General features: G+C 62.5%; 26 protein-coding genes and 1 tRNA gene. 10 read left to right on the forward strand and 17 right to left on the reverse strand.

The genetic code is table 11. The features are described 5' to 3' along the window. Window positions 1–3: 3 nt before the first annotated feature. The gene (locus tag Q1A71_RS14325; RefSeq protein WP_299677427.1) at window positions 4–1224 is read right to left on the reverse strand and encodes a crosslink repair DNA glycosylase YcaQ family protein; all 1221 of its coding nucleotides are present in this window, start codon (window positions 1222–1224) and stop codon (window positions 4–6) included. After that, window positions 1221–2264, reverse strand: coding sequence for a LacI family DNA-binding transcriptional regulator (locus Q1A71_RS14330; RefSeq protein WP_299677430.1), 1044 nt, complete (start codon window positions 2262–2264; stop codon window positions 1221–1223). The genes Q1A71_RS14325 and Q1A71_RS14330 overlap by 4 nt, the downstream gene beginning before the upstream one ends. A gap of 122 nt (window positions 2265–2386) precedes the next feature. Here Q1A71_RS14330 and Q1A71_RS14335 point away from each other — a divergent pair. After that, window positions 2387–2463 (forward strand) — tRNA-Arg (locus Q1A71_RS14335). 82 nt (window positions 2464–2545) lie between these two features. On the opposite strand, the gene Q1A71_RS14340 is transcribed toward Q1A71_RS14335, so the two are convergent. The 3 genes from Q1A71_RS14340 to Q1A71_RS14350 form a co-directional block, all read right to left on the reverse strand. Then, entirely contained in the window at window positions 2546–3574 is a 1029-nt protein-coding gene (locus tag Q1A71_RS14340) for a tyrosine-type recombinase/integrase (protein WP_299677433.1), read from the reverse strand. A gap of 191 nt (window positions 3575–3765) precedes the next feature. Beyond that, on the reverse strand, window positions 3766–4233 hold the full coding sequence (locus tag Q1A71_RS14345; RefSeq protein WP_299677436.1) for a hypothetical protein: 468 nt from the start codon (window positions 4231–4233) through the stop codon (window positions 3766–3768). Between the two features lie 65 nt (window positions 4234–4298). Then, a complete protein-coding gene (locus tag Q1A71_RS14350) occupies window positions 4299–4742 on the reverse strand; it encodes a hypothetical protein (RefSeq protein WP_299677439.1) in 444 nt (147 codons plus the stop codon). A gap of 72 nt (window positions 4743–4814) precedes the next feature. Here Q1A71_RS14350 and Q1A71_RS14355 point away from each other — a divergent pair, with 72 nt between their 5' ends. After that, window positions 4815–5042, forward strand: coding sequence for a helix-turn-helix domain-containing protein (locus tag Q1A71_RS14355; protein WP_299677442.1), 228 nt, complete (start codon window positions 4815–4817; stop codon window positions 5040–5042). A 262-nt stretch (window positions 5043–5304) separates the two neighbouring features. Here Q1A71_RS14355 and Q1A71_RS14360 read toward each other — a convergent pair whose 3' ends face one another. From Q1A71_RS14360 to Q1A71_RS14410, 11 genes are all read right to left on the reverse strand, one after another. Then, window positions 5305–5634, reverse strand: a complete 330-nt coding sequence (locus Q1A71_RS14360) for a hypothetical protein (RefSeq protein WP_299677445.1) — start codon at window positions 5632–5634, stop codon at window positions 5305–5307. Window positions 5635–5636: 2 nt separating this feature from the next. Continuing rightward, window positions 5637–6701: a phage portal protein gene (locus Q1A71_RS14365; protein ID WP_299677448.1), complete on the reverse strand. Its 1065-nt coding sequence runs from the start codon at window positions 6699–6701 to the stop codon at window positions 5637–5639. Window positions 6702–6703: 2 nt separating this feature from the next. Beyond that, a complete protein-coding gene (locus tag Q1A71_RS14370) occupies window positions 6704–7315 on the reverse strand; it encodes an HK97 family phage prohead protease (protein ID WP_299677451.1) in 612 nt (203 codons plus the stop codon). Next, complete coding sequence (locus tag Q1A71_RS14375; RefSeq protein ID WP_299677454.1) at window positions 7315–8568, reverse strand: phage major capsid protein; 1254 nt, start codon at window positions 8566–8568, stop codon at window positions 7315–7317. Before Q1A71_RS14375 ends, Q1A71_RS14370 begins: the two co-directional genes overlap by 1 nt. 3 nt (window positions 8569–8571) lie before the next feature. Continuing rightward, window positions 8572–8910 (reverse strand): HNH endonuclease signature motif containing protein, encoded by a 339-nt coding sequence (locus Q1A71_RS14380; protein ID WP_299677457.1) that lies wholly within the window; start codon window positions 8908–8910, stop codon window positions 8572–8574. Then, window positions 8907–9248, reverse strand: coding sequence for a head-tail adaptor protein (locus tag Q1A71_RS14385; protein ID WP_299677460.1), 342 nt, complete (start codon window positions 9246–9248; stop codon window positions 8907–8909). Before Q1A71_RS14385 ends, Q1A71_RS14380 begins: the two co-directional genes overlap by 4 nt. Continuing rightward, window positions 9239–10942, reverse strand: a complete 1704-nt coding sequence (locus Q1A71_RS14390) for a terminase TerL endonuclease subunit (protein ID WP_299677462.1) — start codon at window positions 10940–10942, stop codon at window positions 9239–9241. The genes Q1A71_RS14385 and Q1A71_RS14390 overlap by 10 nt, the downstream gene beginning before the upstream one ends. Window positions 10943–11330: 388 nt before the next feature. Beyond that, window positions 11331–11561 (reverse strand): hypothetical protein, encoded by a 231-nt coding sequence (locus Q1A71_RS14395; protein ID WP_299677464.1) that lies wholly within the window; start codon window positions 11559–11561, stop codon window positions 11331–11333. After that, window positions 11558–12106: a hypothetical protein gene (locus tag Q1A71_RS14400; protein ID WP_299677467.1), complete on the reverse strand. Its 549-nt coding sequence runs from the start codon at window positions 12104–12106 to the stop codon at window positions 11558–11560. The genes Q1A71_RS14395 and Q1A71_RS14400 overlap by 4 nt, the downstream gene beginning before the upstream one ends. Further along, window positions 12103–12453 carry a hypothetical protein gene (locus Q1A71_RS14405; protein ID WP_299677470.1) on the reverse strand — a complete coding sequence of 117 codons (351 nt, stop codon included), beginning with the start codon at window positions 12451–12453 and terminating at the stop codon, window positions 12103–12105. Before Q1A71_RS14405 ends, Q1A71_RS14400 begins: the two co-directional genes overlap by 4 nt. Window positions 12454–13148: 695 nt before the next feature. After that, window positions 13149–14624 (reverse strand): aldo/keto reductase, encoded by a 1476-nt coding sequence (locus tag Q1A71_RS14410; RefSeq protein ID WP_299677475.1) that lies wholly within the window; start codon window positions 14622–14624, stop codon window positions 13149–13151. A gap of 108 nt (window positions 14625–14732) precedes the next feature. On the opposite strand from Q1A71_RS14410, the gene Q1A71_RS14415 reads away from it, so the two are divergent. From Q1A71_RS14415 to Q1A71_RS14445, 7 genes are read left to right on the forward strand one after another with little or no spacing between them, the layout of a single operon-like run. After that, window positions 14733–15116, forward strand: coding sequence for a TIGR04076 family protein (locus tag Q1A71_RS14415; RefSeq protein WP_299677478.1), 384 nt, complete (start codon window positions 14733–14735; stop codon window positions 15114–15116). Further along, window positions 15113–16195, forward strand: coding sequence for an aldo/keto reductase (locus Q1A71_RS14420; RefSeq protein WP_299677481.1), 1083 nt, complete (start codon window positions 15113–15115; stop codon window positions 16193–16195). The genes Q1A71_RS14415 and Q1A71_RS14420 overlap by 4 nt, the downstream gene beginning before the upstream one ends. Beyond that, window positions 16188–16961: an ABC transporter ATP-binding protein gene (locus tag Q1A71_RS14425; protein WP_299677483.1), complete on the forward strand. Its 774-nt coding sequence runs from the start codon at window positions 16188–16190 to the stop codon at window positions 16959–16961. The genes Q1A71_RS14420 and Q1A71_RS14425 overlap by 8 nt, the downstream gene beginning before the upstream one ends. Next, window positions 16954–17685, forward strand: a complete 732-nt coding sequence (locus tag Q1A71_RS14430) for an ABC transporter ATP-binding protein (RefSeq protein WP_299677485.1) — start codon at window positions 16954–16956, stop codon at window positions 17683–17685. Before Q1A71_RS14425 ends, Q1A71_RS14430 begins: the two co-directional genes overlap by 8 nt. Further along, entirely contained in the window at window positions 17682–18596 is a 915-nt protein-coding gene (locus Q1A71_RS14435; RefSeq protein ID WP_299677488.1) for a branched-chain amino acid ABC transporter permease, read from the forward strand. Before Q1A71_RS14430 ends, Q1A71_RS14435 begins: the two co-directional genes overlap by 4 nt. After that, the gene (locus Q1A71_RS14440; RefSeq protein WP_299677491.1) at window positions 18593–19543 is read left to right on the forward strand and encodes a branched-chain amino acid ABC transporter permease; all 951 of its coding nucleotides are present in this window, start codon (window positions 18593–18595) and stop codon (window positions 19541–19543) included. The genes Q1A71_RS14435 and Q1A71_RS14440 overlap by 4 nt, the downstream gene beginning before the upstream one ends. Window positions 19544–19560: 17 nt before the next feature. After that, entirely contained in the window at window positions 19561–20823 is a 1263-nt protein-coding gene (locus tag Q1A71_RS14445) for an ABC transporter substrate-binding protein (protein ID WP_299677494.1), read from the forward strand. Between the two features lie 574 nt (window positions 20824–21397). Here Q1A71_RS14445 and Q1A71_RS14450 read toward each other — a convergent pair. Then, window positions 21398–21913, reverse strand: coding sequence for a winged helix DNA-binding protein (locus Q1A71_RS14450; protein ID WP_299677497.1), 516 nt, complete (start codon window positions 21911–21913; stop codon window positions 21398–21400). Window positions 21914–22096: 183 nt separating this feature from the next. Here Q1A71_RS14450 and Q1A71_RS14455 point away from each other — a divergent pair, with 183 nt between their 5' ends. After that, window positions 22097–23077, forward strand: coding sequence for a TRAP transporter substrate-binding protein (locus Q1A71_RS14455; protein WP_299677500.1), 981 nt, complete (start codon window positions 22097–22099; stop codon window positions 23075–23077). Window positions 23078–23121: the final 44 nt, after the last annotated feature.

A 23121-nucleotide genomic window follows, 5' to 3' on the forward strand; every position in this document is an offset into this window, starting at 1 on the left:
CAGCTAGGCGCGTCGAGGCATCCTGAGCCAGCCGTCGTCAAAGCCGTAGGAGCTGACACCAGCCAGCCGGGTGAGGCGCCCAAGCTCGGCCTCGAAGGCGGCAACGCGGCCCTTGCCCCAGCGCACCTTGGGTTCGGGCCAAAGCGCGCGCACCTGCAGCCTGTCGCGGTCACGAAAGGCTTTCATGTCCACGCGGCCCACCAGCCGATCCCCTTCCAGGATCGGGAAGACGTAATAGCCGTAGGTGCGCTTGGCTTCGGGCACGAAAATCTCGATGCGGTAGTCGAACCCGAAGAGCCGCGCCGCGCGCTTGCGGTCGCGCAGCGCCGGGTCAAAGGGGCTGAGCACCCGCAAGCGCGATGTCGGCTCGACCCTCAGGGCGGGGTCTGCCATCACGTCGGGGCGCGCGTAGCATTGGTGCGGTTTCCCATCGGCGCAGCTGATCGACATGGGCTGCAGATCTCCGCGCGCGCGCGCATCGGCGCACCACGTCTTGGCCTCCTCGAGCGTCACGTGATCCCAGAACGCGGCAAGCTCGGCCGGGGTGGCAAAGCCCAAACGGTCCAGCGCGCCCGCGCAGCACCAGTCCACGATCTGCGCCCGCTCGTCCGGGTCCAGCGGATGACAGAGTGCGGCGTCGATGACTCGCTCGGTCAGATCATAGCGTTTGCGAAACCCGTCCCGCCCCACGACGCAGAGCGCGCCGCTGCGCCACAGGTACTCCAGCGCCGTCTTTGACGGGTGCCAGTCCCACCAGCCGCCGGAGCCGCGCTTTTCATCCAGTCCCACATCCGACGAACACAGCGGCCCCTCCTCGCGGATCTGGTCGAGCACGGGCTGGAACTGTGCCTCGAAGCCGTCGCGGCGCCACGCGCTCCACTTCTCGCGCAGCCGCGCGGCATCCCGCTCGCGCCGCAGTTGCCAGTGACGGTAGTAGCCCATGGGGATCACGGCGGCATCATGGGTCCAATGTTCAAAGAGTGCCCGGTCACGCTCGTAAAGCAATTTCAGCGCCTTGGGGCGATAGGTCGGGCGGCGGGAAAACAGGATCAGATCATGCGCCCGCGCCAGCGTGTTGATGCTGTCCAGTTGCACGAAGCCCAGCCGTTCGATGAGGGCAAGAAGGTCCGCGCCTTTGGCAGGTCCCGCAGGGGGCTCGCTCAGCGCATGGCGGTCCAGAAACAGCCGCCGCGCGGCGATATTGTCGAGCTGGGCCGTCTTCATCCGCGTTGATTGCGGCGCAGGGTGTCCCCATAGGTGATGGTGGGCGTCAGGGCGATACGCTCGGGCGCGCCGGGATCCGCGTCATCCGGGAGCGCGCTGCGGTCGAGGATGATCTGCGCCGCCGCGGCCCCGATCTCGGACCGGCAGGCATCCATGGTCGCCAGCTTGCGCGGCAGGCCCTGCAGCAGCTCCACCCCGTTGAAGCCCGCGAGACCGATCTGCCCGGGCACGTCGATCTTCTGATCGAGCAGGTAGAGCAGCCCGCCTGCCCCGATCATATCATTGGAATAATACAGAAAATCGAGATCCGGCGCGCGCTCAAGCATGGATTGCGTCATCTCGCGCCCCTTGGCGAGTGCGGAGCCACCGGAGTAGAAATCCCGGGCCTCGATCTCGATCCCGGCCTTTGTGAGACCTTCCGTGAACCCTTCGAACCGCTTCCGGGCGCGATGGTCCAGAGGCATCTTCGTGCCCATGAACCCGATGCGGGTGTAGCCTTCCTTGAGGATCGCGGCGGCCATCATCCGCCCGGCGCGGCGGTGCGAAATGCCCACCATCGCATCGACGGGATTGCCGTCGGTATCCATGATCTCCACCACCGGGATGCCCGCGTTCTGCAGCATGGCGCGCGTCGGGTCGGAGTGCTCGAGCCCCGCGATGATCACACCCGAGGGTCGCCAGGACAGCATCTCGTAGAGCACCTGCTCCTCTTTTTCGGGCAGGTAATCCGTGACGCCGACCACGGGTTGCAGGGGCGTGCCGTCGAAGGTGCGGTTGATCCCCGTCAGCACCTCGGGAAAGACCATGTTCGACAGCGAGGGAATGATCACGGCGACGAGGTTGACCCGCTGCGAGGCAAGCGAGCCCGCGATCTGGTTCGGCACGTATCCAAGTGATTTCGCCGCCTCGAGGACCTTGGTGCGCGTCGCTTCGGAGACATCGCCACGGTTGCGCAGCACCCGGCTGACCGTCATCTCCGACACCCCGCAGGCTTCCGATACATCACGAAGGGTCAACGGGCGCTGCTTGGGTCGTGTCACTGCATGTGTCCTGTATTGTTGCACCTTCGTACCGCAGGAGAAGCCCCTGCCGCAAGCGCGGTTGCGCGCGTGGTTTTCCGGCGATGACAAAGGGGAAAACATGCTCTACACCCGGACGCGGTGGCCCCGTGGCTCAACTGGATAGAGCAGCCCCCTCCTAAGGGGCAGGTTGCAGGTTCGAATCCTGCCGGGGTCGCCACGTCTGCAAATCGTAGATTTTTCGCCTTTCAGATCAGACCTTTGCGTCAGCGTGTCCCGTTTTTGGGTTTGCGTGTCCCGTTTCATGCGACCCCCACAAGAAGTTTGACCATGCGCTCCCGATCTGCAGCGCGCGTATAACGCTCCACTTCGGAAAGGCTCATATGACCTGCCATCGCGGCGATCTGGTGTGTTGTCGCGTCGTTTTCGGCCCAGTAGATGCAGAATGCTTTGCGAAGACCGTGAAGGCGCGCGGACATTCCAGCTTCCCGTGCTGCCTCGCCAAACAGGTTGCCGAGACTTTCCTTTGCGAAAGGGCGGCCAAAACTGTTTGTAATGAAGGCCGGAGCGATGTCCGGGGTACGAGCAATCACCGCGCGCAGTTCGCGGGTCAATGGAACGCGGGCTTTCACCCTGCTTTTGTGGCGCTGATACACAAGCAGATCGCCCCTGATATTCTTGCGCCCCAGCTTGGCGAGGTCGCCACGCGCAGCTCCCGTGTAGAGCGCAAGATCAAACACCAGCCTCTCAAGCGTTTCGACGGGCCATCGCTGCTGAAAAGCTGCAATATCCTCCGCATCTGCGACCGGGAACCCTTGGATTTTCGGTCTGTCCAATTCGATTCCAGCCATCGGATTTTTGGCAATGAAGCCCAGGCGACGCAGGTGCTCAAAGACCGGCTTAAGCGCCTTGTACTCGTTTACGGCGGCGTGACCGCCCTTGGCATACAGCGCGCGTTCAATGGCATCGCTCGTGATCGTCTTGATCGGGCGTTCGCCCTGCGCTTTCCGGTAACGGGTGAAGATTGCCAGCCGGGACTTCTTAGTTTCTTCCGAGTATTTGGCCCACTTGTCATTGCCAGATATGTAAAGATCGAGCGCCCAGCTAAAGGTCTCTGCCTTTGGGGTTTCAATGCCCGGTGGCATGTCTTGCCAACGCGCATGTTCTGCAGCCCAAGCCGCCAGCACTCTCGGATCACTGGGGTGCAAACCATGAACACCGAGACTGATTTCAACCTCTTTGCCTTTCGCGCGATCTAAGCGCCGATAATAATGCGCCCACCGGCCCGTCTTGCGGCGGCGACGGCTCTTGAGATGAGGAACTTTCTTCACGCCCCATCCCCGGAAAACGGACGATCTTGCCAACTCGACACAGCTTCAGACTGGTCAGGATAATCGAATTGAACGCCATCGGGCCCCAAGCTCTTGATGCGCGCCTTGGGATGCAAAGCGGTCACCGTCTTGTGTGCCTCGATCACCTGGCGCTGGGTCGGCATTGAAGGGGCGGGATGCTTTGGCAAAACCTAGTCCTCTTCGCCCAGGATTTTTGCTTCTTCTGACATTCCGTGCCGTACAGCTTTCAAGATGTTACTAAGGTCAAAACAAACGGTCGCAGCCAAAGCGCGGTGCTGATGCGCGCCGAAGTACGCGCCTTCTTCAGGCCTGCACAACATCGGAGTATCGTTGAAACCATCCACAGGAAAGTCGGCCCGAGTCTGATCGGGATACCTCTTCATCTCGCGGATGGATCTGATAACACCGCAAGCATACATGGCTGCAGTCTTCTTGCTGAAGCCGCGGTCACCAAACACGTCCATCAAATGCCGATAAACCAGCAAACCCGCAATGTCAGCTTCATCAAAGACCCGAGATACACCTGCGCGCGTTTCTGGTGCACAGTGATACTCGCCCGAGGCAACATCTTCATTGAAGCGTTGAGGGTCAATTCTTGCAATCCGGCAGGCTGCTTTCGTACGAAACTTGAGATCCACCGCACGTTCTCCTATTGGCAATTGCCATAGGTAATAACCTTAGCCTATTGGGAGTGTCAATAGGTTTATCGATCTCTTTCGATACGCCCAGGGTTTTGAAGAAGGTCTGATATTAGATCGAGCTGAGTTGACATCTTCCAAGCCGCCATTGCTACCCGATCCGCCATATAGAGAGCAGCGTCTCTAACGGGACCTTCTTCGTCGATATGTCCATTTTGGATCATGGCTTCGAGAGCAACCGAAAAATGCAACACTTCTTCAGCGCCCTCAGGATAGCCCAGCCCGCCACCGTTCATTAAACCGAGTGCAGCACGGATCGCGTCGGAAGGTTCGGCGGGTAGACTATCGAGGTAGTTGGCTTGCTGAGAGCGAAGACGCTCGGCTTTCTCGATATTCTCTCGAAAGATGTAGTCGGCGCAGAGCGCTTGGCCTTGGACGCTCGCGTTCTCGCGGCGAGTGACTGGCTTGGGCCGAGTTCTATTATTCGCGCAGGCGCGTTCATTGGTCATTGTCATGGTCTCCATTTGTGATATGATCCCTAAGGATCAGTAAGCAAATTGATCCTTAGGGATCAAGGGAAAATGACAGGCAATCAACTTAAAGCCGCGAGATCTCTCAAGGGTTGGACCCAAAGACAGCTGGCAGATGCAGCATCGCTTTCCGTGCCAACCATCAAAAGGGCTGAGGGATCAGCGGTAGCAACTGCATCGGAGCAAGCTGTTAGATCAATGCGTGAAGCGCTCGAAAGAGCAGGAATCGAGTTCATAGAAGAGAACGGCGGCGGTGCGGGTGTGAGATTGAAAAAATGAGCGAATACTCTTTTCAAGAACAGTGCTTTCTCTGTGGTTCAACCTTCCAATTCGGCCCCCATCGATATGACGGAAAAATGGTTCACGGTTACCAAGTGATGGCGTGTAAAAGCTGCTACGATGGCAACTGGGATGGTTGGTCGCCGATGTTCGAAGGCAAACTGCTGGAGCATCTGCGCCAAAACCAAATTCAGATACCAGCGAGGAACAGCGAAGGCTATCTCCCTAGATCATTCTAGGCCTCGCATGTCGCTATGATGGCTTAGCTGACTGCTCTTGGGCGCATGGGAATGGACTTTCCAATCTGCTCTGCGTCGGTGCCGCCAAGGGCGCGATAGGCCTCGCGGGCATGCATCATCATCCCATGTCGCAATGAATCGTCTGCGATCCTTACGGCGCGCCGGTTGTCAGCAGTCTCAAGATTTGGAGGCCATGCCACGAGCCCCTTTGCCTTTGTGCGCACGAGGGCGCAGCCTTTAAGCTCCACGCCTCGCACGGTGCAATCGAAATAGGCGATGATGATTGATCCACCTCGGTTCGGTTTTGGATTGGCTACACGGCTCAATCCGGTGATTGCTACAAACTCTGTCATTTCTATTCCTTCCAATCCACCATGCGCATTGCGCCGGACAGGTCGGCCGGCGGGATATCCGCCTCTTTTGCCTCGGCCATCGCCTTGATGATCGCTGATAGCGCTCTGGCACGCCCACCAGCGTCGAAGGCCTGTAGAGGTCGGATCGTGTCGATCTCGATTTCAGCTCCCAGCTTATTTGACGCCTCGTCGGCCAACAGTGTAGCGATGGGTTGAAGGGTCCAGATTGCAAGCTGGCGCTGTGCCTCTCGTACGACCGGCCCGGTCGCGGCCCTGTTCAAAAGCGATGGCAGCACTCCGTAGGCCATCGCGACAGCCTCTCGCGCCGCCGAAAGGGTCTCGGCAGTCATGCTCTTCGAGAGGTCGGGCGACAATTGATCCGGTTTCTGGCCGATCTGAGGGTTCATGCCCGCTGCCGTCGCCTGGGCTACGCCTTCGATCACCAGCGTCTTGCCGCGCCGTCCAGAGAATGCATGCCTCATGCTTTCCATATCCTCTGCACCGGCGTCAGGCAGGGGGACAATCTGGCTTCCCAGCGGTGCGTTCTCGAAGGTTTCGCTCAGAGCGGCCTCGACCGCGTGCAGCATGGCCCCGGTAAGACTGGATCGCCGCAGGGGCGCGGTTCCGATCCACGGCGTTTGGTTGTCCGATCCGATCCGCAGATGCAGCACCTCAGCCGCAAGCGCGGTGATCGTGCGCCCCCCGCCGGCCTCGGGAAGAGACAGGCGGTATGCGCTTGGTCGGCCACTGCGGGTGGTCACGTCCCAGTCTGTCGCCGGGACGAGGCCCATGTCGGTGATGAGGTAGACCGCCTCGCCGTTCAGTGCGACTGCGCGGGCAATCATCGCCATGGTCTGGCGGGTCAGCAAGTCCGTGCCTGAGACGTCCGCCATTGCGAAGCCACCTTCCCAAAGACTGACGCAGCTTTGCACCGTCGCCGTCAGCTCGGCCACTCCGCGCCGCCCGCTGATGTAGCTGTCCCGCGCCGCCATCACCTGGGCGGTGTAACCTGATCCGCTGGACCGTTGTTCGATCGGGCGCAGCTTGTTCATGATCCATTCGAGCATCGTCACCTCCAACGGTTTGAGGCATGGCGCTGCGTGATCCGCTTTGCCAAATTGCCAACGGTTTGCCAATTCCGGGCCTCGATCTGTGCTTCTGGATAAGCTGGCCGGGTCACCGCAGACAGCTCGTAGAGAAGCGCATCATTGACCGTCCGAATGAGCGCCATGCCTTCGCGCGGATCTTCCTCTTCAACCGTCTCGGCCTTCGGTGAGACCCGTTCTGGCGGTATCCTGAAACCTGGCGAAAGGCCCAAGATCAGCCCCGCCGCGACACCCGACAGGAAGTCCGCCACGTAGGACGCTCTCTGCAACTCTGGCGAGATCGAGGCGGTGAAGGACAGCGCATCGTCGCTGTCTTCGAGGGTGAGACTCCCTGCCCCTCGCGATGCGATGGGGCGGTCATAGTCGTGGCCAACCAAAAAGTGAATGTCTTCCTCGGGCCGCTCGACACGGTAGCCGAAGGCCCGAGCTGCGATCTTTTCCTTGCGAGGCCGACCACGCCGGCCGCCATCGGTCAGGACAGCGGGCCGGTTATATGGAAAGCGGCCTGCGATGGTGACGTTGCCGTCACCATCATTGCGCAATTCCAAGCGCCCGCTGTGCGCGCCCCAGAGCATCACTGGATGCCTGTCAGGATGTGTGTCTGCACCGAGCGCGAGACCGTCACATCCATCGTCGCCAGAGCCGTCAGGCGCAGCCCGCCGGATGCCGCGTCCGAGTAAGGGTCGCGGATCAGATCCACGGCACCCCATGTCCCGACCATGAACGGCGGCACCCCGCGGGCCGTGGTGGTCATCAGCGCGGTGGTCTCGGCAGGATCGCCGCTCGGGGCTGCCAGCGCGTTGGTCGCGATCTGCACGCTACCCATGCGCTTGGTGAGCAAGTCCCAGTGGGTTTCAGCGGTACCGCCGAAGAACTGGTCATCCATGGACGCCCAGACTTCCGAGCGCAGCATGAGATTGACCGAACCGGGACCTGCGGCGGCGTTGGCGTTGATGAATTCCGTCACCACCGGAACAAACCTCGAATAGTTCGCCTCGGCGTCAATCGGTGTACTCGCAATGCCAAATCCGGCAGCGCCTGGGATGATGCCGGTGGGCTCGCCGGATGCCCCTGACCCAAGGAACACTGCCCGGTCGATCTCGACCGACATGGCCCCGTTCATGTCGCGCCGCACCGCTTGCTCAAGGGCCGCACCGGTCTGCTTCAGAGCTTTCCGGCTGATCTTCATCTGTACGCCCAAGGTGTGATCCGGCTCCAGCATCCGTTCGATGGTGGTGAAAGGGATCGGATCGGCCACGTTGCCGGTTTCGCTCTGCGCCCAGCCCGCCGTCACGTTGGAGTTTGTCACCGGGATTTCCCGGTCACCAATGCCCACGTTGATCATCCGGCCTCCCATCCGCATCGCCATGCCATCGGCAAAAAGGCGGTCGATGATCGGGGCCTGTTGGGTCGGGTTCGCGAGATTGGCGGAGACGGTTTCACCGGCGCGAACCTCCAGCGCTTCCCAAGGAACCGGGACGCCACGGTAACCGCCCTGCTCTCGCAGCTCGTTCACGATCTCGGCGGTCTGGCCATCCAGTTGCCGCCCTTCATCGAGGGCCAGCGCGACCTGGCGCAACTCGAACCCGGCCATCATCTCGGTCCATTCCTGGTCGGAACGGGTCTCCAGCTCACTCCCCGCATCCCGGCGCTCGGTGTCTTCTGCGATCAGAGCCGCACGATAACGGGTTTCGTTCGACCGATACTCGCGATCCAATTCGTCCATGTTGCGGACTTCGTCCTCGGTCGGGGTTTCTTTTCCGGCCAGCTCGGCCAGAGCTTGGCGGATCTCACTTTGCCGCCGGGAGATTTTCACACTGTCGAGCATGATTTATCCTTTCTGCTCAATAGGGGTTTTGCCGGGCCGCTCAAGCGACTCGACTGCGTTCCGCCAGTCCAGGCGGTCTTGTCGGGGCGGGGGGTGCCCGCACTCGATCCGGGTTTTTCGGGAGTGGCAGCCTGGGCAGAGCGCCTGCAGGTTGCCGGAGGCATATGACAGCTCGGGGTGCGTTCTGACCGGCTTGATGTGATCGACTTCGAGACGGCCACCGCAACCGCAGGACCGGCAGCGATATCCGTCCCGTTCGAGGATTTCGGCGCGCAGGACCTTCCATCGCTTGGTGCGCGTGACCGTCCGGGAATGCCGATGATGTTCCTTGCGTATGCTCACGGCGTTTCCTCTGTCTCTGCGGTGATTTCGAGAAAAGCGCGGCTGTCAGGGACTTCCTTGATCCCATCGATTTCGAAGATGATCCCTTCGTGCACCAGCCGATCAGTGCGGCGGATGCTGCGTCCGAAGGCAGTCGCCCGGATGACGAACCGAGAGACCAGCTTGTTCTCCCACCGCCCGGCGCTCAGTCGTTCCGAGTCGGATATGTCTCGCCTCCGCGCGAAGATCGGCTGGCCGAGGTCCGTCCAGGCGTATTCGACAACTCCGCTTGCAGTGTCGGTCATCAATGCGCGCTGTATTTGAATGCGCCTGGTGAGGCTTCCGGCGTTCAGAACCATGCCATCCTCGCTTTCGACTTTGGTTGAGCTGCGATCCGGGCGCCTTGGGCGACAGCCAGAACCGATGCCGCCGCCGCGTCGATCCGACCGGTGGAGCGCGCCTTGGCGATCTTGATATTGTTGGCGGGGTCTCGCAGGCAGACCGTGTCAGCAAAGGCGGATCGCAGCAGCAGGGACGGTTTGGCTTTCACCAGCCCATCGAAGGCCGCGCGCCGGAACCGCTCCGCATCCTCGCCGCCGTCGCGGAAGCCCTGACCGCGCCAGACCAGCGGCGCGCGAATGCCCGCCCTGCTGATGGCCTCGCCCAGCTCGGCCTGCTTGTAGCGGTCCATGGTGATCGCGATGACGGGCTGATCCTCGACCTGCCGCATCACCTCGACGAGCCAGGGCGCGACCGGCACCGTCTTGTCGCCCAGGACCGTCAGCTCGCCTCGGTCCTGCATCTCCACGTAACGCCCGGCCACGCCATCAGACTGACCGCGATCCAGAAGGCTGGGCATTGAGGGGAAGGTGCCGAGGCATTCGAGTCTGCCGGTCTCGGGCCAGTAGAATGCCGCCGCCGTCATCGAGGCCGAGCCGCCCAGGTCGATCCCGATCACCACCCCGCCCTGACGCGGTGGCAGGGCGTCGGTTTCGCAGCTCAACCACTCATCCAGCGTGATCAGCAGATCGCGGGCCTCACCGGACACGCGTTCGTTTCGATTGTAGAGACGGAAGCTTGTGAGGCTCGATCCGCCACGTGCTATCGCCCGCTTCGCTTGGGCTTCGAGCCATTCGAGTGAGCTGCCGATGCCGTGCGGCGCGCCTGGGTTCGCGATCAACAGGCTTTCGGAGTCATCGGCGGGCAAGCCCGGTGCTGGGCGATGTTCCTGCACGTAGCAGCCTGGGGCCGGGTCATCGATCCATTGTGAAAACGGGTGCGTGTCGTCGCTGGCCGAGGTGCTGATTAGGAAGGCTCGGCCACCTCGCTTGCCGAGACCGGATAACAAGGCGTGCTCCAGCTCATCGCCCCGGTCCAATGCCCAGTGCCCTCGCTCATCGAGGATGGCCATCGTCGGTGCGCCACCCAGGGCCGACTTACCGTCCGCTGCGATCACCCGCAGCACATGCCCGCCGCCGTCACCGCCAAATTCGATTTCTAGCCGAGGGGCGCGCCGGTAGATCAGGTGGCGCTGCACTTCCAGAGGCAGCGTGGCGGCGAACCCGGCCACGAAATCCCAGATGATACGGCCCTGATCGCGCGTCCGGGCGGCTGCGATGATTTCCCGCCTGGGCTGGCGGTCCCAGATCCCGACGAGACCACCGAGCGCCAGACCTGCAGTGATCGCCGACTTGCCGTTGCCACGTCCGATGCTCAACACGGCGTTGGCCGTATCTTCGGCCATGGCACCTTCGATGAATTGGCGCTGAAACGGGGCAAGCTCGACCGGCTTTCCGGCGTTTGGGCCCTCTGGGATAGCTAGCCCATGCATGAAGCGCATAGCTCTTTCTGCGGGCGTCGAATTTTCCATCTCACCGCCGGGCGCGAAAATTGAAAACTCAAGAGCGCGGTTACCACCACCAGCCAAAGTCGCGGCATTGGGACCATTCCCAAAGAGGTCATCCTGATGATCGACGGCGCGCACGGGTTCGGGCTTCGGTTCGAGCTTCGAGCCGTCCGCCTTTCTCCACCGTCTCGCCTGCTTCTTCGTCATCGTCTTGCCTATCTCTCTGCTCAGCCGTTGTTCTTCATGCTATTGCCAACCGGTTCAGACCCTCGAAGAGGTCGGAAAGCGGGTTACCGTGGCGTGGGATCAAACCCGCCTCCCGCCCCGACCTCAGCGATGTTGCTTGCCAACTCGGACGAGCCCCCGCTTGCGGCCAGACCTGCCTTTCCCTCGGCTCGGTCCGCTCTCCCATGTTCACCGCCTTAGAGGGTGGCAGTGGGGCCTTCGGGCGTGGAGAGACCGCGTGACGCGGAATAGCTGCCCTTGTGCTGTGGCCCGTTTCCCGGTAGCACTGTGATGCGTCAGCCCCGGCTAACCCGTGAAAGCCAGCAGACGCATAGGCCCGCCGCTGCAACGGCGGGCTTTGCTTTTCCTCTCACCTCTCAATCAGTTCCCCAATGCACGGGGCGGTGGCGCCCAGCTCAGACACCAGACGTCGCATGATCTGCGCCTGCTTCACCGTGGGGTGCCAAGATGAACGCTTGCCCTGGCGCGCGATGGATTTGACAAAGCCCTTGATCCAGTCGTCTGACCCATCGGCCATGACGCGGCGCATGACGAGCAGCCACCGCGTGGTCAGGATCTCATCCAGTTCGAGGTCGGTCATGCCTGCACCCCGCGATACCGCGCCCCTACCCGCGCCATGTGCGGCGAGGTGGTCAGCGACTTGGCGTCCATCGGAGATCTACCATCGTAATGAAGTGCGGCCTGATCCAAGAGGGCTTGGGAAAGATCGGGAGGCACGCTGGACTCGGCCAAGCCGAACCCCGCCTGGTACTCGATGTTGATACGGTCCGGCGTCAAATCGTGATAGCTGGCCAGCCATCTGATGTAGGGTCGATTTCCGCCGTCAAAATCGAAGCCCGTGAATGCCGCGCCATCAATGGCTACGGTCGGTACATGGTCGAAAGCCACCGGCCCAATGGGAAGCCGCAATCCGTACTCTTTGGTAGGACTGAAGATCGTGACCCGGATCGTCTGCGTGATCAAAGCAATCTGGGCAAACTGCTCAAGTTCTGCCGCCGCCGTCAGTCCGATGGTCTGGATTGCAGCGTCTTCAGCGTCATCGGAAATACGCAAATGCAACTTGAGCTGCTCAAGATCAAACGGAAGTGCAGCGCTTTCCTCTATCCGGTGAACAAGCATCTTCATGCCGAAATCTCCACTTCGCTGATGTGATTGCGGAAGGCCATCTGCTCTGCGGGCGAAAGAGCTTCGTAGGCCGCGAGGGCGTACGCCTTGCATTCGGCCCGGCTGGCAATGCTGGCCCACCAACGCGCGTCGTTCATCGGTGTCAGGAGCGGAGGCAGCGGGTAGCCCGCCGCCGTCAAAGCTGTCTCGGCGACTGCTCGGGCATCTTCGTCGGAGAGCGTAGACAGTGCAGCGTACGCCAACCCAGCCCGCTCTCGCGCGTCCAGTCGAATTGCAGCAATTCGGGAGAGTTTAAGCCAGGCTTCAGAACTGCCCACAGCCAGCGCATAGCCGACAGCGCGCGCCATGCGTTTGTGCTGGGGCTTTATGTACTTGGATAAGGTCGAGGGTCTTGCAGGATTCGCGTGTCCCGCTCGCTTTCCTAACCTATTGACCTCTAACGCTCCGCAAACACTGTGTGTGTCCCGCAAGGCAGCGTTGCTTTTATTGGCCTTTTTGGTAGTTCGGGCAGTTCTGCCGGGGTCGCCAAAAACGCCTGAAAAATATGGCTTATCTTCAGCCTGTTGCGCAGAAGCGCGCGGACAGTCTCGAGAGTTTTAACGCGGAACTCGCCTGAAAAGGGCGAAATTTCCTACAAAACCTGTGCAAAATTCGAGCGTCCATGCGGCGTTTGGGACCCTCCGGTGAGCTGGCGGGTGGCCAATGCGTGTGCGGAGCGGGAGTGCGGCGCGCAAGCGGATCATTATGTTTCTGGCGGACAACCTATCGCCAACGGCGGGTTTGCTCCACTCCGTCGATCTTGGCGTAAGGCGCAGTGACGGTCCGGTCTAGGTTAGAGATTCTTGACGTTTGGGTCAGTACTGCGACACGCCGCTCGTTGATCGGATTCAGAAGTTGCGACGCATTGGGTCAAAGGTCTGCGAGGTTCCACACCGACCCGGGCGGTGCGGGCGCCGATCAACAGATGCGGGAAGGCGCCCGGCCAAAGCGGCGATGCCGTTTCAGGGGGCGCGCAGACGCCGTTCTGGTCACCCTCGAACCGCTATGACACGTCCTCACCCAAACGGGCCTCTGCTTCGATCTCGACCCGGTAACCGCCAATCAGGCCCGCCACGACGACCAGGGTGTTTGCAGGTTTCACCGACCCGAAAACCCGCCCGTGGGCGCGGGAGACGGCGTCGACGTCTGTCTCGTCGGTGATGTAGATCCGGGTGCGGACCACGTCTTCGGCGGCACCACCGAAGGCGGCCAGAGCGGCAAGGATCTTGTCGATGACGAAGGTTGTTTGCGCGCCTGCGTCAGCGGGGGCGACGATCCTGTCCTCGCCAGCAGTCGCCGTGGTGCCTGAGACCAGGATGCGCCGGCCTGTCTGTTGTGCGCGGGCATAGCCGGCAATGTCTTCCCATCTCGATCCGCTCATCACGCGGGACCCGCCTGCGCGGACCGGGTTGGGCTCGGCCTCGAATGGCAACGGCATCGTATCGAGGTGGTGGCTCAGATCTCCCGACGCCGTCAGAAAGGGCGGTTTGCGGTATTCATCGCCACAGTCGCCGGGGACGGGCTGCGCCCCGGAGAAGGCGTCGGCGAGGCGCGCGCGGTCCTCGGTGTCCAACGCGAAGGAGAAGAGCTTCAGATTGTCGTCCGTATGCACCCGCTCGCCCAGACGGGCCCCGACGATCACGCCCGCCACGGCCTCATGCTCAAGCACCCAGCGCGTCGCGACATTGGCGATGGACACAGCGTTTTTGCGCGCAATCTCGTCCGCCGCCCCGAGGATGCGATGAAACGCGTCCCAGCCACCGGCCGTATCAATGAACCGCTTGTATTTCATCTTGGACCAGTCGGCGATCTCGACGGGCTCGGGCTGTCCCAGCCAGCGCTCCGACAGAAACCCGCCGCACAGGGTGCCGTAGGCCAGCAGCTTCATCCCGGTCTGACCGCACAGCGCCGAGAGCGCGCCCCCCGCCCGCCGGTCAACGAGAGAAAAGGACACCTGATTGGTCAGGAGCGGCACCCCATCGGCATGGGCCAGGGCCAAATGTGCCGCGTCGAAGTTCGTGACGCCGATCTCGGCGATCAGCCCCTCATCACGCAGGGCTGAGAGTTCGTGCAGCGCGTCGAGCCAGGCGGAGTGCTGGAAGGCCCACCAGTGGAACTGCAGAAGGTCCACCCGGTCGACGCCCAGCCGGTCCAGTCTCTCCTGCACGCCTGCGCGCACGACCTCACGGGTCATGGGGCCGGGGGGCGGGCACCATTTGGTAAAGGCCAGCGGGCGGGGGCTCGGGGAGCGCGCCAGGAGCTGGCCGGTGATGATCTCGGCGGTGCCGTAGTGGTCAGCCATGTCAAAGGTATCGAACCCCTGCTCGGCATAGGCGGCAAGCCATCCGGCCCCGGTCTCCGGGTCGATCACGTCACCGTCTTTCTCGATGTCCGCGACCTGCCAAAGCCCGGTGAGCACACGTGAAATCTCCAGTCTGTCAGACAATCGCATACGGTCGGGGCGGTCGGGGATCGGCATCGCGGGGCATCCTTCATTGCGCGCGATAGTCCTTGAGGGCCGCGCCACTTTGGGTAACATGCGTATCGTTACGCTGGACGACCAATGCCGTCCAGCAGAAGGGGTGGGATGCGGAACGACGGCGGCGAGAGGGGCTTCTGGCTCTATGATCTGAGGGTCGAGACGGTTCTCGACGGCCGCACGCCTGTCTGCCGCCATATCGAGGGCGAGAGCTTCACGGTCGAGGGGGAGACCCTTGTTTTCGACGCCGGAACGCGTGTGTCCATGTATGCGATAGCCGCTCTGCTGCCGCTGCTGCCGGCAAAGCAGCGCATGACCGACCCGGACGACTGGATAAGCACCGACGCGGAGATTGCCTGCCCGGATCCGCACTGTGGCGGCCGCTTCCGGATCACGCGATTGCCGGACAGGCGCTGGTTCTCTCACGCGTCGACCACTGGCCTGCCGGATGCGCGCGGGGCACCTTACTGGCAGGACGGAGACAGCACATGAGCGTTGAAACCACGGCGCTGCGCCCCGGCTATGACATGTCGCGCGTGATCAAGGGGGGCTGGCAGTTGGCCGGTGATCACGGACCCGTCGACCGCGCCACGTCCATCCGCGATATGGAGGTCTTTCTGGACGCGGGCATCACGACCTTCGACTGCGCCGACATCTACACAGGTGTCGAGGAGATGATCGGCGCGTTCATAGCGGATGTGCGGCAGCGGCGCGGGACCGAGGTGGCAGGACGCGTGAAGGTGCATACGAAGCTAGTGCCGGATCTGGGGCTGCTTGCGCATATCGAGGCTGCGGATGTGGAGGCGATCATCGACCGCTCGCTGAAGCGGCTTCAGATCGAGCAACTGCATCTGGTGCAATTCTACTGGTGGGACCTGTCGCAAGGCAACGCGCAGGAGGGGTTCGAGGTGCTCAAAGACTGTCAGCAGAAAGGCAAGATCGCCTACCTCGGCACCACGAACTGGGATGTGGCCGAGACCCGTCCCTTTGTCGACGCGGGCTTTGATCTTGTGTCGACGCAGGTCCAGTATTCGGTGCTGGACCGGCGCCCCGCAGCCGGGCTGGCGGGCTGGGCCGGGGCCAACGACATGCAGCTTCTGTGCTATGGCACGCTGGCGGGCGGGTTCCTGACGAAGGCGTGGCTGGGCGAGCCTGATCCAGGCTTTGCTTTCGAGAACCGCAGCCTTGTCAAATACCGGCTGATCATCGACGAATTCGGACCGTGGGAGCGGTTTCAGGAATTGCTGCGCACCCTGCAAGAGATTGGAGACAAGCACGGCGTCTCGCTCTCGTCCGTGGCGACGCGCTGGGTGCTGGACCAGCCGCAGGTCGGGGCCGCCATCGTAGGCGCGCGCACGGCGCGCCATCTGCCGATGACGCTGGAGGTGTTCCGCTTCGCGCTCGACCAGGAAGACCGGGCTGCGATCCACGGCATTCTCGACGGTTCACCCGGGCCGCAGGGGCCTGTCTTCGGACTGGAACGGGACCGCACCGGGCGGCATGGGCGCATTATGAAGTACAATCTCAATACCCGGCCCGACGACACGGTGTTGGGCGACGCCAATGGCTGAGACGCTGCTGTCCACCGAAGGGCTGAGCCGCAGCTTCGGTCCGTTCAAGGCGGTGGACGGCGTGTCACTGGAGATTGCACACGGCACGATCACGGGGCTCATTGGTCCCAATGGGGCGGGCAAATCCACGTTTTTCAACCTGCTGACCGGCGCGCTGGCACCGGATGCGGGCACGGTCACACTCGGTGGCAAGGACATCACGGGGCTGCCTCCGTCGCGGCTCTTCGAGCTTGGTATGGGCCGCACCTTCCAGATCCCGCGCCCCTTCGCGCGCATGAGCGTGCTGGAAAACGTCATGCTGGCGCCGACGGGTCAGGTGGGAGAGACGGTCCGCGGGCCATTCCTGTCGCGCAGAAAGATGCGGGATCAGGAGCGGCGGATCAGAGACAAGGCGATGGAGGTGCTGGACTTCGTGACCCTTGGTGCGCTGGCCGATCACCCAGCGGGCAAGATATCGGGCGGGCAGATGAAGCTTCTGGAACTGGCCCGCGTCCTGATGGGGGATCCGGAGCTCATTCTGCTAGATGAACCGGCAGCGGGAGTGAACCCGGTGCTGACCGAGACGCTGATCGGCAAGATCGAAGAGCTGAACCGCCAGGGCACGACCTTTGTCATCATCGAGCACGACATGGACCTGGTGATGCGCCATTGCGCGCCCATCATTGCGCTGGCCGAGGGCCGCATTGTCTTCCAGGGGACCGCAGAGGAGGCGATGAACGACGCCGAGCTGCTCGATGCCTATCTGGGCGCACCGGTCGATGCCTGATCCGCTGCTGCAGGTCACGGGTGTTACGGCGGGCTACGTGCCGGATCTGCCGATCCTGCACGGTGTGTCACTGACCGCGGAACGGGGGCAGATCACGCTTATCATTGGCCCGAATGGTGCCGGAAAGTCGACGCTCATCAAGGCGATTGCCGGCCTCATACCGGTGAGCGCCGGTCGCATCGCGCTGGAGCAACAGGACGTTACGCACATTCGTCCGGATCAGCTTGCGGCCCATGGCATCGCCTACGTGCCGCAGAACGACAACATCTTTCGCAGCCTGACGATCCGCCAGAACCTCGATCTGGCGCTGCGCCGGGCGGGTGGGGATGCGACGGCTCGACGCGACCGCCTGCTCGCGCAGTTCCCGGCGTTGGATGAAAAGCAGCGCGACAAGGCCGGCACATTGTCCGGCGGGCAGCGCCAATTCCTCGCTATTGCCATGGCGCTGGCCACGGCACCGCGGCTTATCCTGATGGATGAACCCTCCGCCGGGCTGTCGCCCAAGGCGACGGCGGAAGTGCTGGACCACGCGCGCAGGCTCACCGCCGATGGGGTGTCGATTCTGCTGGTCGAGCAGAACGTGAGCCAGGCGATGAAGCTGGCTGATCACTGTTACATCCTCGCCGAAGGGCGCAACCAGGTGGACGGCCCGGCGGCTGAGCTGATGGGCGACAAGGTGGTGGGCGAGATCTACCTTGGCGGGCGGCGCATGGGGGCCGCATGATCCAGAACCTGATCGACGGGGTGCTGACGGGGTCCTACCTGTCGCTGGGGGCGATTGGCCTCACCCTGGTCATGCACATCCTGCGCTTTGCCAATTTCTCACATGCGGAGTTGCTGTCGCTCGGCGCTTACGCGGCACTGGTGTTCGATGCGCTGGTCACCGCGCTGGTGCCTGTGCTGGCCGCGAAGCTGGGGCCGCTTTCCCTGACCTATGCGCTCCTGATCGCCATCCTCATCTCCATGGTGCTGACGGGGATTTCCGCCGTGCTCATCGACCGGCTGGTCTTCAAGAGGGTGCGCGAGAAAGGATGGGAGCTGTCGATGGTCTTCGCCAGCTTCGGCATGGCGCTGATCATTCGGAATGTGATCGGGCTGATCTTCGGCCTCTCGCCTGAGCTTTATTCCAAGGACATCGCTTTCGCGATGATCCTGAGCCGCGATCCGCTGATCCTCGTGAAGCCAGATCAGGTGTTCGTGCTGATCGCAGCCCTTGCGCTGATGTTCGTCCTGCACCTGATCCTGTCGCGGACCACCTTCGGTTACGCCCTGCGCGCGGTGGCGGAAAACCCGTCGCTGGCGCAGGTCAACGGCGTGAACCTCGCCCGCACCGTCACGGCGGTCTGGCTGATCGGCGGCGGGCTGGCAGCCGTGGCGGGCGTCTTCTACGGGCTCAGCCATCAGGTGATCCCGGTCATGGGGCGCGACCTTGTCCTGCCCATCTTTGCGGCAACCATCGTCGGCGGCATCGGCAGCGTCTATGGCGCGGTGCTGGGGGGGTTCATCGTTGGCATCGCGGGCAATCTGGCGCTGGTGGTGCTGCCCTCGGGGTATACACCCTCGATCCCCTTCATGCTGATCCTGATCGTGCTGATGATCCGCCCGCATGGGCTTTTCGGGGAAGCGCGGGCATGATCGGCACGATCTCCTATCTGGTGTTCTTCGCGACCACTGCGTCGATCCTCGCCATCGCGGTGCTGGGGCTGAACCTGCAATGGGGCAACACCGGGCTTTTCAACGGAGGTGTCGTGGCCTTCTTCGGCGCAGGCGCCTACGGCACGCTGATCCTGGGCGGCACGCCGCAAGACGGACATCTGGGCGGTTACGGGCTGTTCTACCCGCTCGCACTGCTGGGCGGGATGATCGCCGCCGGCCTCATGGCCTGGGTCGTCGGGTTGCTGACGCTTCGGTTGAGGCATGACTATCTGGCCATCGCCACCTTTGGTGTTGCCGTGGCCTTCGAGAACCTGATGCGCAACGCCGAATGGCTCGCAGGCGGTGCGAAGGGCGTGCGCGGGTTCGAGCGACCCTTGCGCGACGCGTTGGGTGACGGGTTCCTCTACAACATCGCCTTTTTCTTCACCGTCCTGATCATCCTGATTGCCGTCTATCTCTTCCTCGAGCGCCTCGTCGCGTCGCCCTTTGGCCGCCTGCTGCGCGCGATACGCGAAGACGAGGAGGCCGCCGCATCGCTTGGGAAAACCCCCAGCCGGATCCGGCTGACGGCCTTCATCACCGGCTCGGTTATTCTCGGCCTCGCTGGCGGGCTTTACGGCACCTTCTATGCCTTCGTCAGCCCGCAGGATGTGCTGCCGACGCTCACCTTTCAGATCTGGGCGATGCTCATTGTCGGTGGTGCAGGCAACAATCGCGGCGCGGTCTTCGGGGCCTTCCTGATCTGGGGCGCCTGGACGGCGTCCGGCTGGGCACTGTCGCGGTTCGCGCCTATCGAAGCGCAGCTCTACACCGGGTCGATGCAGTTTGTGTTGATCGGTGTGGTGATCGTCGGCATGCTGATGTGGCGCCCTCAGGGGCTGCTGCCGGAACGGCTGGTGGTCTCGCAGCGGGGATCAAAAGAATAAGGACAGGGAGTATGAATATGACATTGCAGAGACATCTTGTGCGCGGGATCGGCGCGGTCTTTGGGCTGATGGTGATTGCGGGTGCAGCGCATGCGCAGGAGTGCACCACAAAGATCGGCACGGTGCTGCCCACCTCGGTTGACTGGGGGCGCCCGATTGCCGAGACGGCGCAATTCGCCGTTGATCAGGTCAATGCGGCGGGCGGGGCGGCAGGCTGCACCATCGAGATGGTGCTGCGCGACACCCAGGTGGACCCGAAAGTCGGTGTCGATGCTGCCAAGGCGCTGGTCGATCTCGAAGGCGTGAAGGTGCTCTTGGGTGCCGTGTCCTCCGGTGTGTCCATGCCGATCCTCACCTCCGTCACCGTGCCCGGTGGTGTGATGCAGATGTCGTGCTGCTCCTCCTCGACCGCCTTCACGAACCTGGCCGAAGAGGGCAAGACCGAGGGCCTGTGGTTCCGCACCTTCGCCACCACGGCCGTGCAGTCCGCCATGGGCGCCAAGGTCGCGCAGGACAAGGGCTATGGCTCCGTGGCGATCCTCTACAAGAACGATGACTGGGGCCAGGACATGGCGCGCCTGATCGCGGCTGACTTCGAGGCTGTGGGCGTCGCCGTCACGGCCTCCGTTGCCATCAACGACGGCCAGCCCTCCTATCGCGCCGAGGTGACCGAGGCACTCGGCACACAGCCCGATGCGCTCTATCTCGCGCTTTATCCGGCTGAGGGCACAGCCGCCGTCCGCGAGTGGATTTCACTGGGCGGGACGCAGAAGATGATCCTGGCCAATTCGCTCAAATCCGACGAGTTCCGCGAAAATGTCGGCCTGCAGTACCTCGGCGAGACCGTCGGAACCGACACCGCGTCGCCGCGCTCCGAGAGCGCTGATGCCTTCCGCACGGCCTATGTCGAGCGATTCGAGAGCGAGCCCAACGGCCCCGGCCTTGGAAACAGCTATGACGCCACCATGATCGCGCTGCTGGCGATGGAAGCGGCGGGCAAGGACGCCACGGGCGCTGATATCGCCGCCGCCGTGAGCAAGGTCACCGACCCCAACGGCACGGCGGTGACTGCGGATACGGCAGGCTTCACAAAGGCGAAGGACATCCTCGCAGGCGGTGGGACGGTGATGTATCAGGGCGCGACAGGCAATGTGCGCTTCGATGCAAATGGCGATGTCTCCGCCCCCGCGGTGATCTGGGCCTTTACCGAGAGCGGCACCGAAGAGGTCGAATATCTGTCTCTCGAAGACGTTGACAGTTTCATTGCGTCGCTGAACTGAGCGGTGATCAGCAGCAGCCCAACGGCCTGTCCCTTCGGGTCGGTGGGCCGCTGCGGCACGTCTGGTTGTGTGGCTCGAGGGGAGTGTCGGCCAATGAGGTTCTGCCTCACCCCGGGAGACATACCCGTTGCCGCCTTGGCCTCAGTGTTTCTGAAAAGGGCGGCACAGGTTCTGGTGCTTAACGTTGGCCAATCTCCGGCAGGGTCGTTCCTCCGGATACTGCGCGTCGTCTTTGCTGCGTTTTGGCGTGATCGGCGTACGCAGAAATATATTGATCGTCATGGCAATGCCTTGAACGATGGATCAGAGGCCTGTCCAGGGCGGCGTCCGCAAATACTCACTGGCTTTGCCATATTATCGCGCACTCGACGGTGGTCTCTCAAAGCATTCGCTTCCAAGTCGCACACAGCGTCGTCCGTTTCAGTTTCCGGAGCAGATGACTGGCACGGCGGGGTTTTCACTGTGCCGTCCTTAGATGAGGTGTCTTCGGCACTTCCCTGCCGCTCGGACGCGGCGGTGCGGGTCCATGGCCAACGCATGCTCCCGGATCAAGCCGTTCACTGCCTCGCGAAGATCAGTAGGTCGTCGCTGCGCGCGCCGCCTGATCGTATTGCCCCGACATCAGGCGCAGGAGCGAGGCGGCGTGGCTCACCTGCTCGGGCTCCAGCCCCAGCTCGCCCACAGCGCGCAGCAGCAAGCCTTCGCGGATCTCGCGATACCGCACACAGGTCTGCGCGCCCTTTTCGGTGGCTGCGACGGTCTTTTCCTTGCCTTGCCGGCCATCCTTGACCAGACCCGCCTTGATCAGCTTTTTCACCGCATAGTTGACCGTATGCGTGTCCTCGACGTTTAAGACGAGGCAGATGTCGGCGAGCTTTTTGGGCCGATCCCGGTGATAGACCGAATGCAGCACCAGCACGTCGAGCGCGCCGAGTTCGGGATAGCCTGCCATGGCGATCGCGCGCACCATCCAGCGGTGAAAGGCGTTGTTGGCCAGCGTCAGACCGAACTCCAATTCGGAGATTTCGGCAAACGACCCGGCAGCAAGATGCGCGGAGGAGACGACGGGGCCCAGAAATCCATCAGACATATCCGAATTCTCCGCAACGCAGACATTTTGTCAACATTTTGTTGACGTGTTGTAAAAGTTTGTCAGTATTGACGCTAGGGAATCATCGCGCAACGGTGCTGGCTGTCCGCGAGATGGATTGCCCGTGTGACAGAGGCCAACCTCTGCGCGCGGAACAACAGACGACCAACAAGGGAAAATCACATGACATTCACAAGAGCACTGATGGCCGGGACGGCCACGCTGGCACTGAGCGCAGGCGCGGGCCTGGCGGCGGAGAAATGGGACATGCCGATGGCGTATTCGGCGTCGAACTTCCATTCGGAGAACGGCGTCGCCTTTGCCGAATGTGTCGGCGCAGGGACCAACGGCGAGATCACCATCGAAGTGCACCCGGGCGGCTCGCTTTTCGCAGGCGCGGATATCAAGCGCGCGATCCAGACCGGCCAAGTGCAGATCGGCGAGCGGTTGCTCTCCGGCCACCAGAACGAAAGCGCGGTCTTCGGGTTTGACTCCGTCCCTTTCCTCGCGCCCTCTTTTGAGGACAGCGAGAAGCTTTATGAAGCGGCGAAACCGCAGATCGAGGCACTGCTTGATGAGCAGAATCTCGAGCTGCTCTATGCCGTGCCATGGCCGCCGCAGGGCCTCTACTTCAAGAAAGAAGTGAACAGCGTGGCGGATATGGCGGGCATCAAGTTCCGCTCCTACAACAACACCACGAGCCGTCTGGCGGAGCTGACGGGCATGTTGCCGGTGACCGTGGAGGCGGCTGAGATCAGCCAGGCCTTTGCGACGGGCGTGGCGGAGTCGATGGTGTCCTCAGGGGCGACCGGCTATGACCGCAAGGTCTGGGAGAGCCTCACGCATTTCTACGAAGTCGACGCCTGGCTGCCGCGCAACTATGTGATGGTCAATCAGCACGTCTGGGCGGATGTGTCGGACGCCAACAAGGAGGCGATCCGCACCTGTGCCGCCGAGGCTGAGGCGCGCGGACTGCAGGCCTCCAAGGACTACACACAGTTCACCATGGACGGGCTGGCCGAGGGCGGCATGACCGTGCAACCGGCGGGTGACACCCTGATGGGCGAGCTGCGCGAGATCGGGGCCACCATGACCGCCGAGTGGCTGGAAGCGGCAGGTGAAGAGGGTGCGGCCCTCGTCGATGCCTTCAAAGCCGCGCAGTAAGCGATCTTCGGGCGGTGCATGACGCACCGCCCGTCTTTCTGACA

Origin of the sequence: uncultured Roseobacter sp. (genome assembly GCF_947493125.1) — a bacterium.
GTDB lineage: Bacteria > Pseudomonadota > Alphaproteobacteria > Rhodobacterales > Rhodobacteraceae > Roseobacter.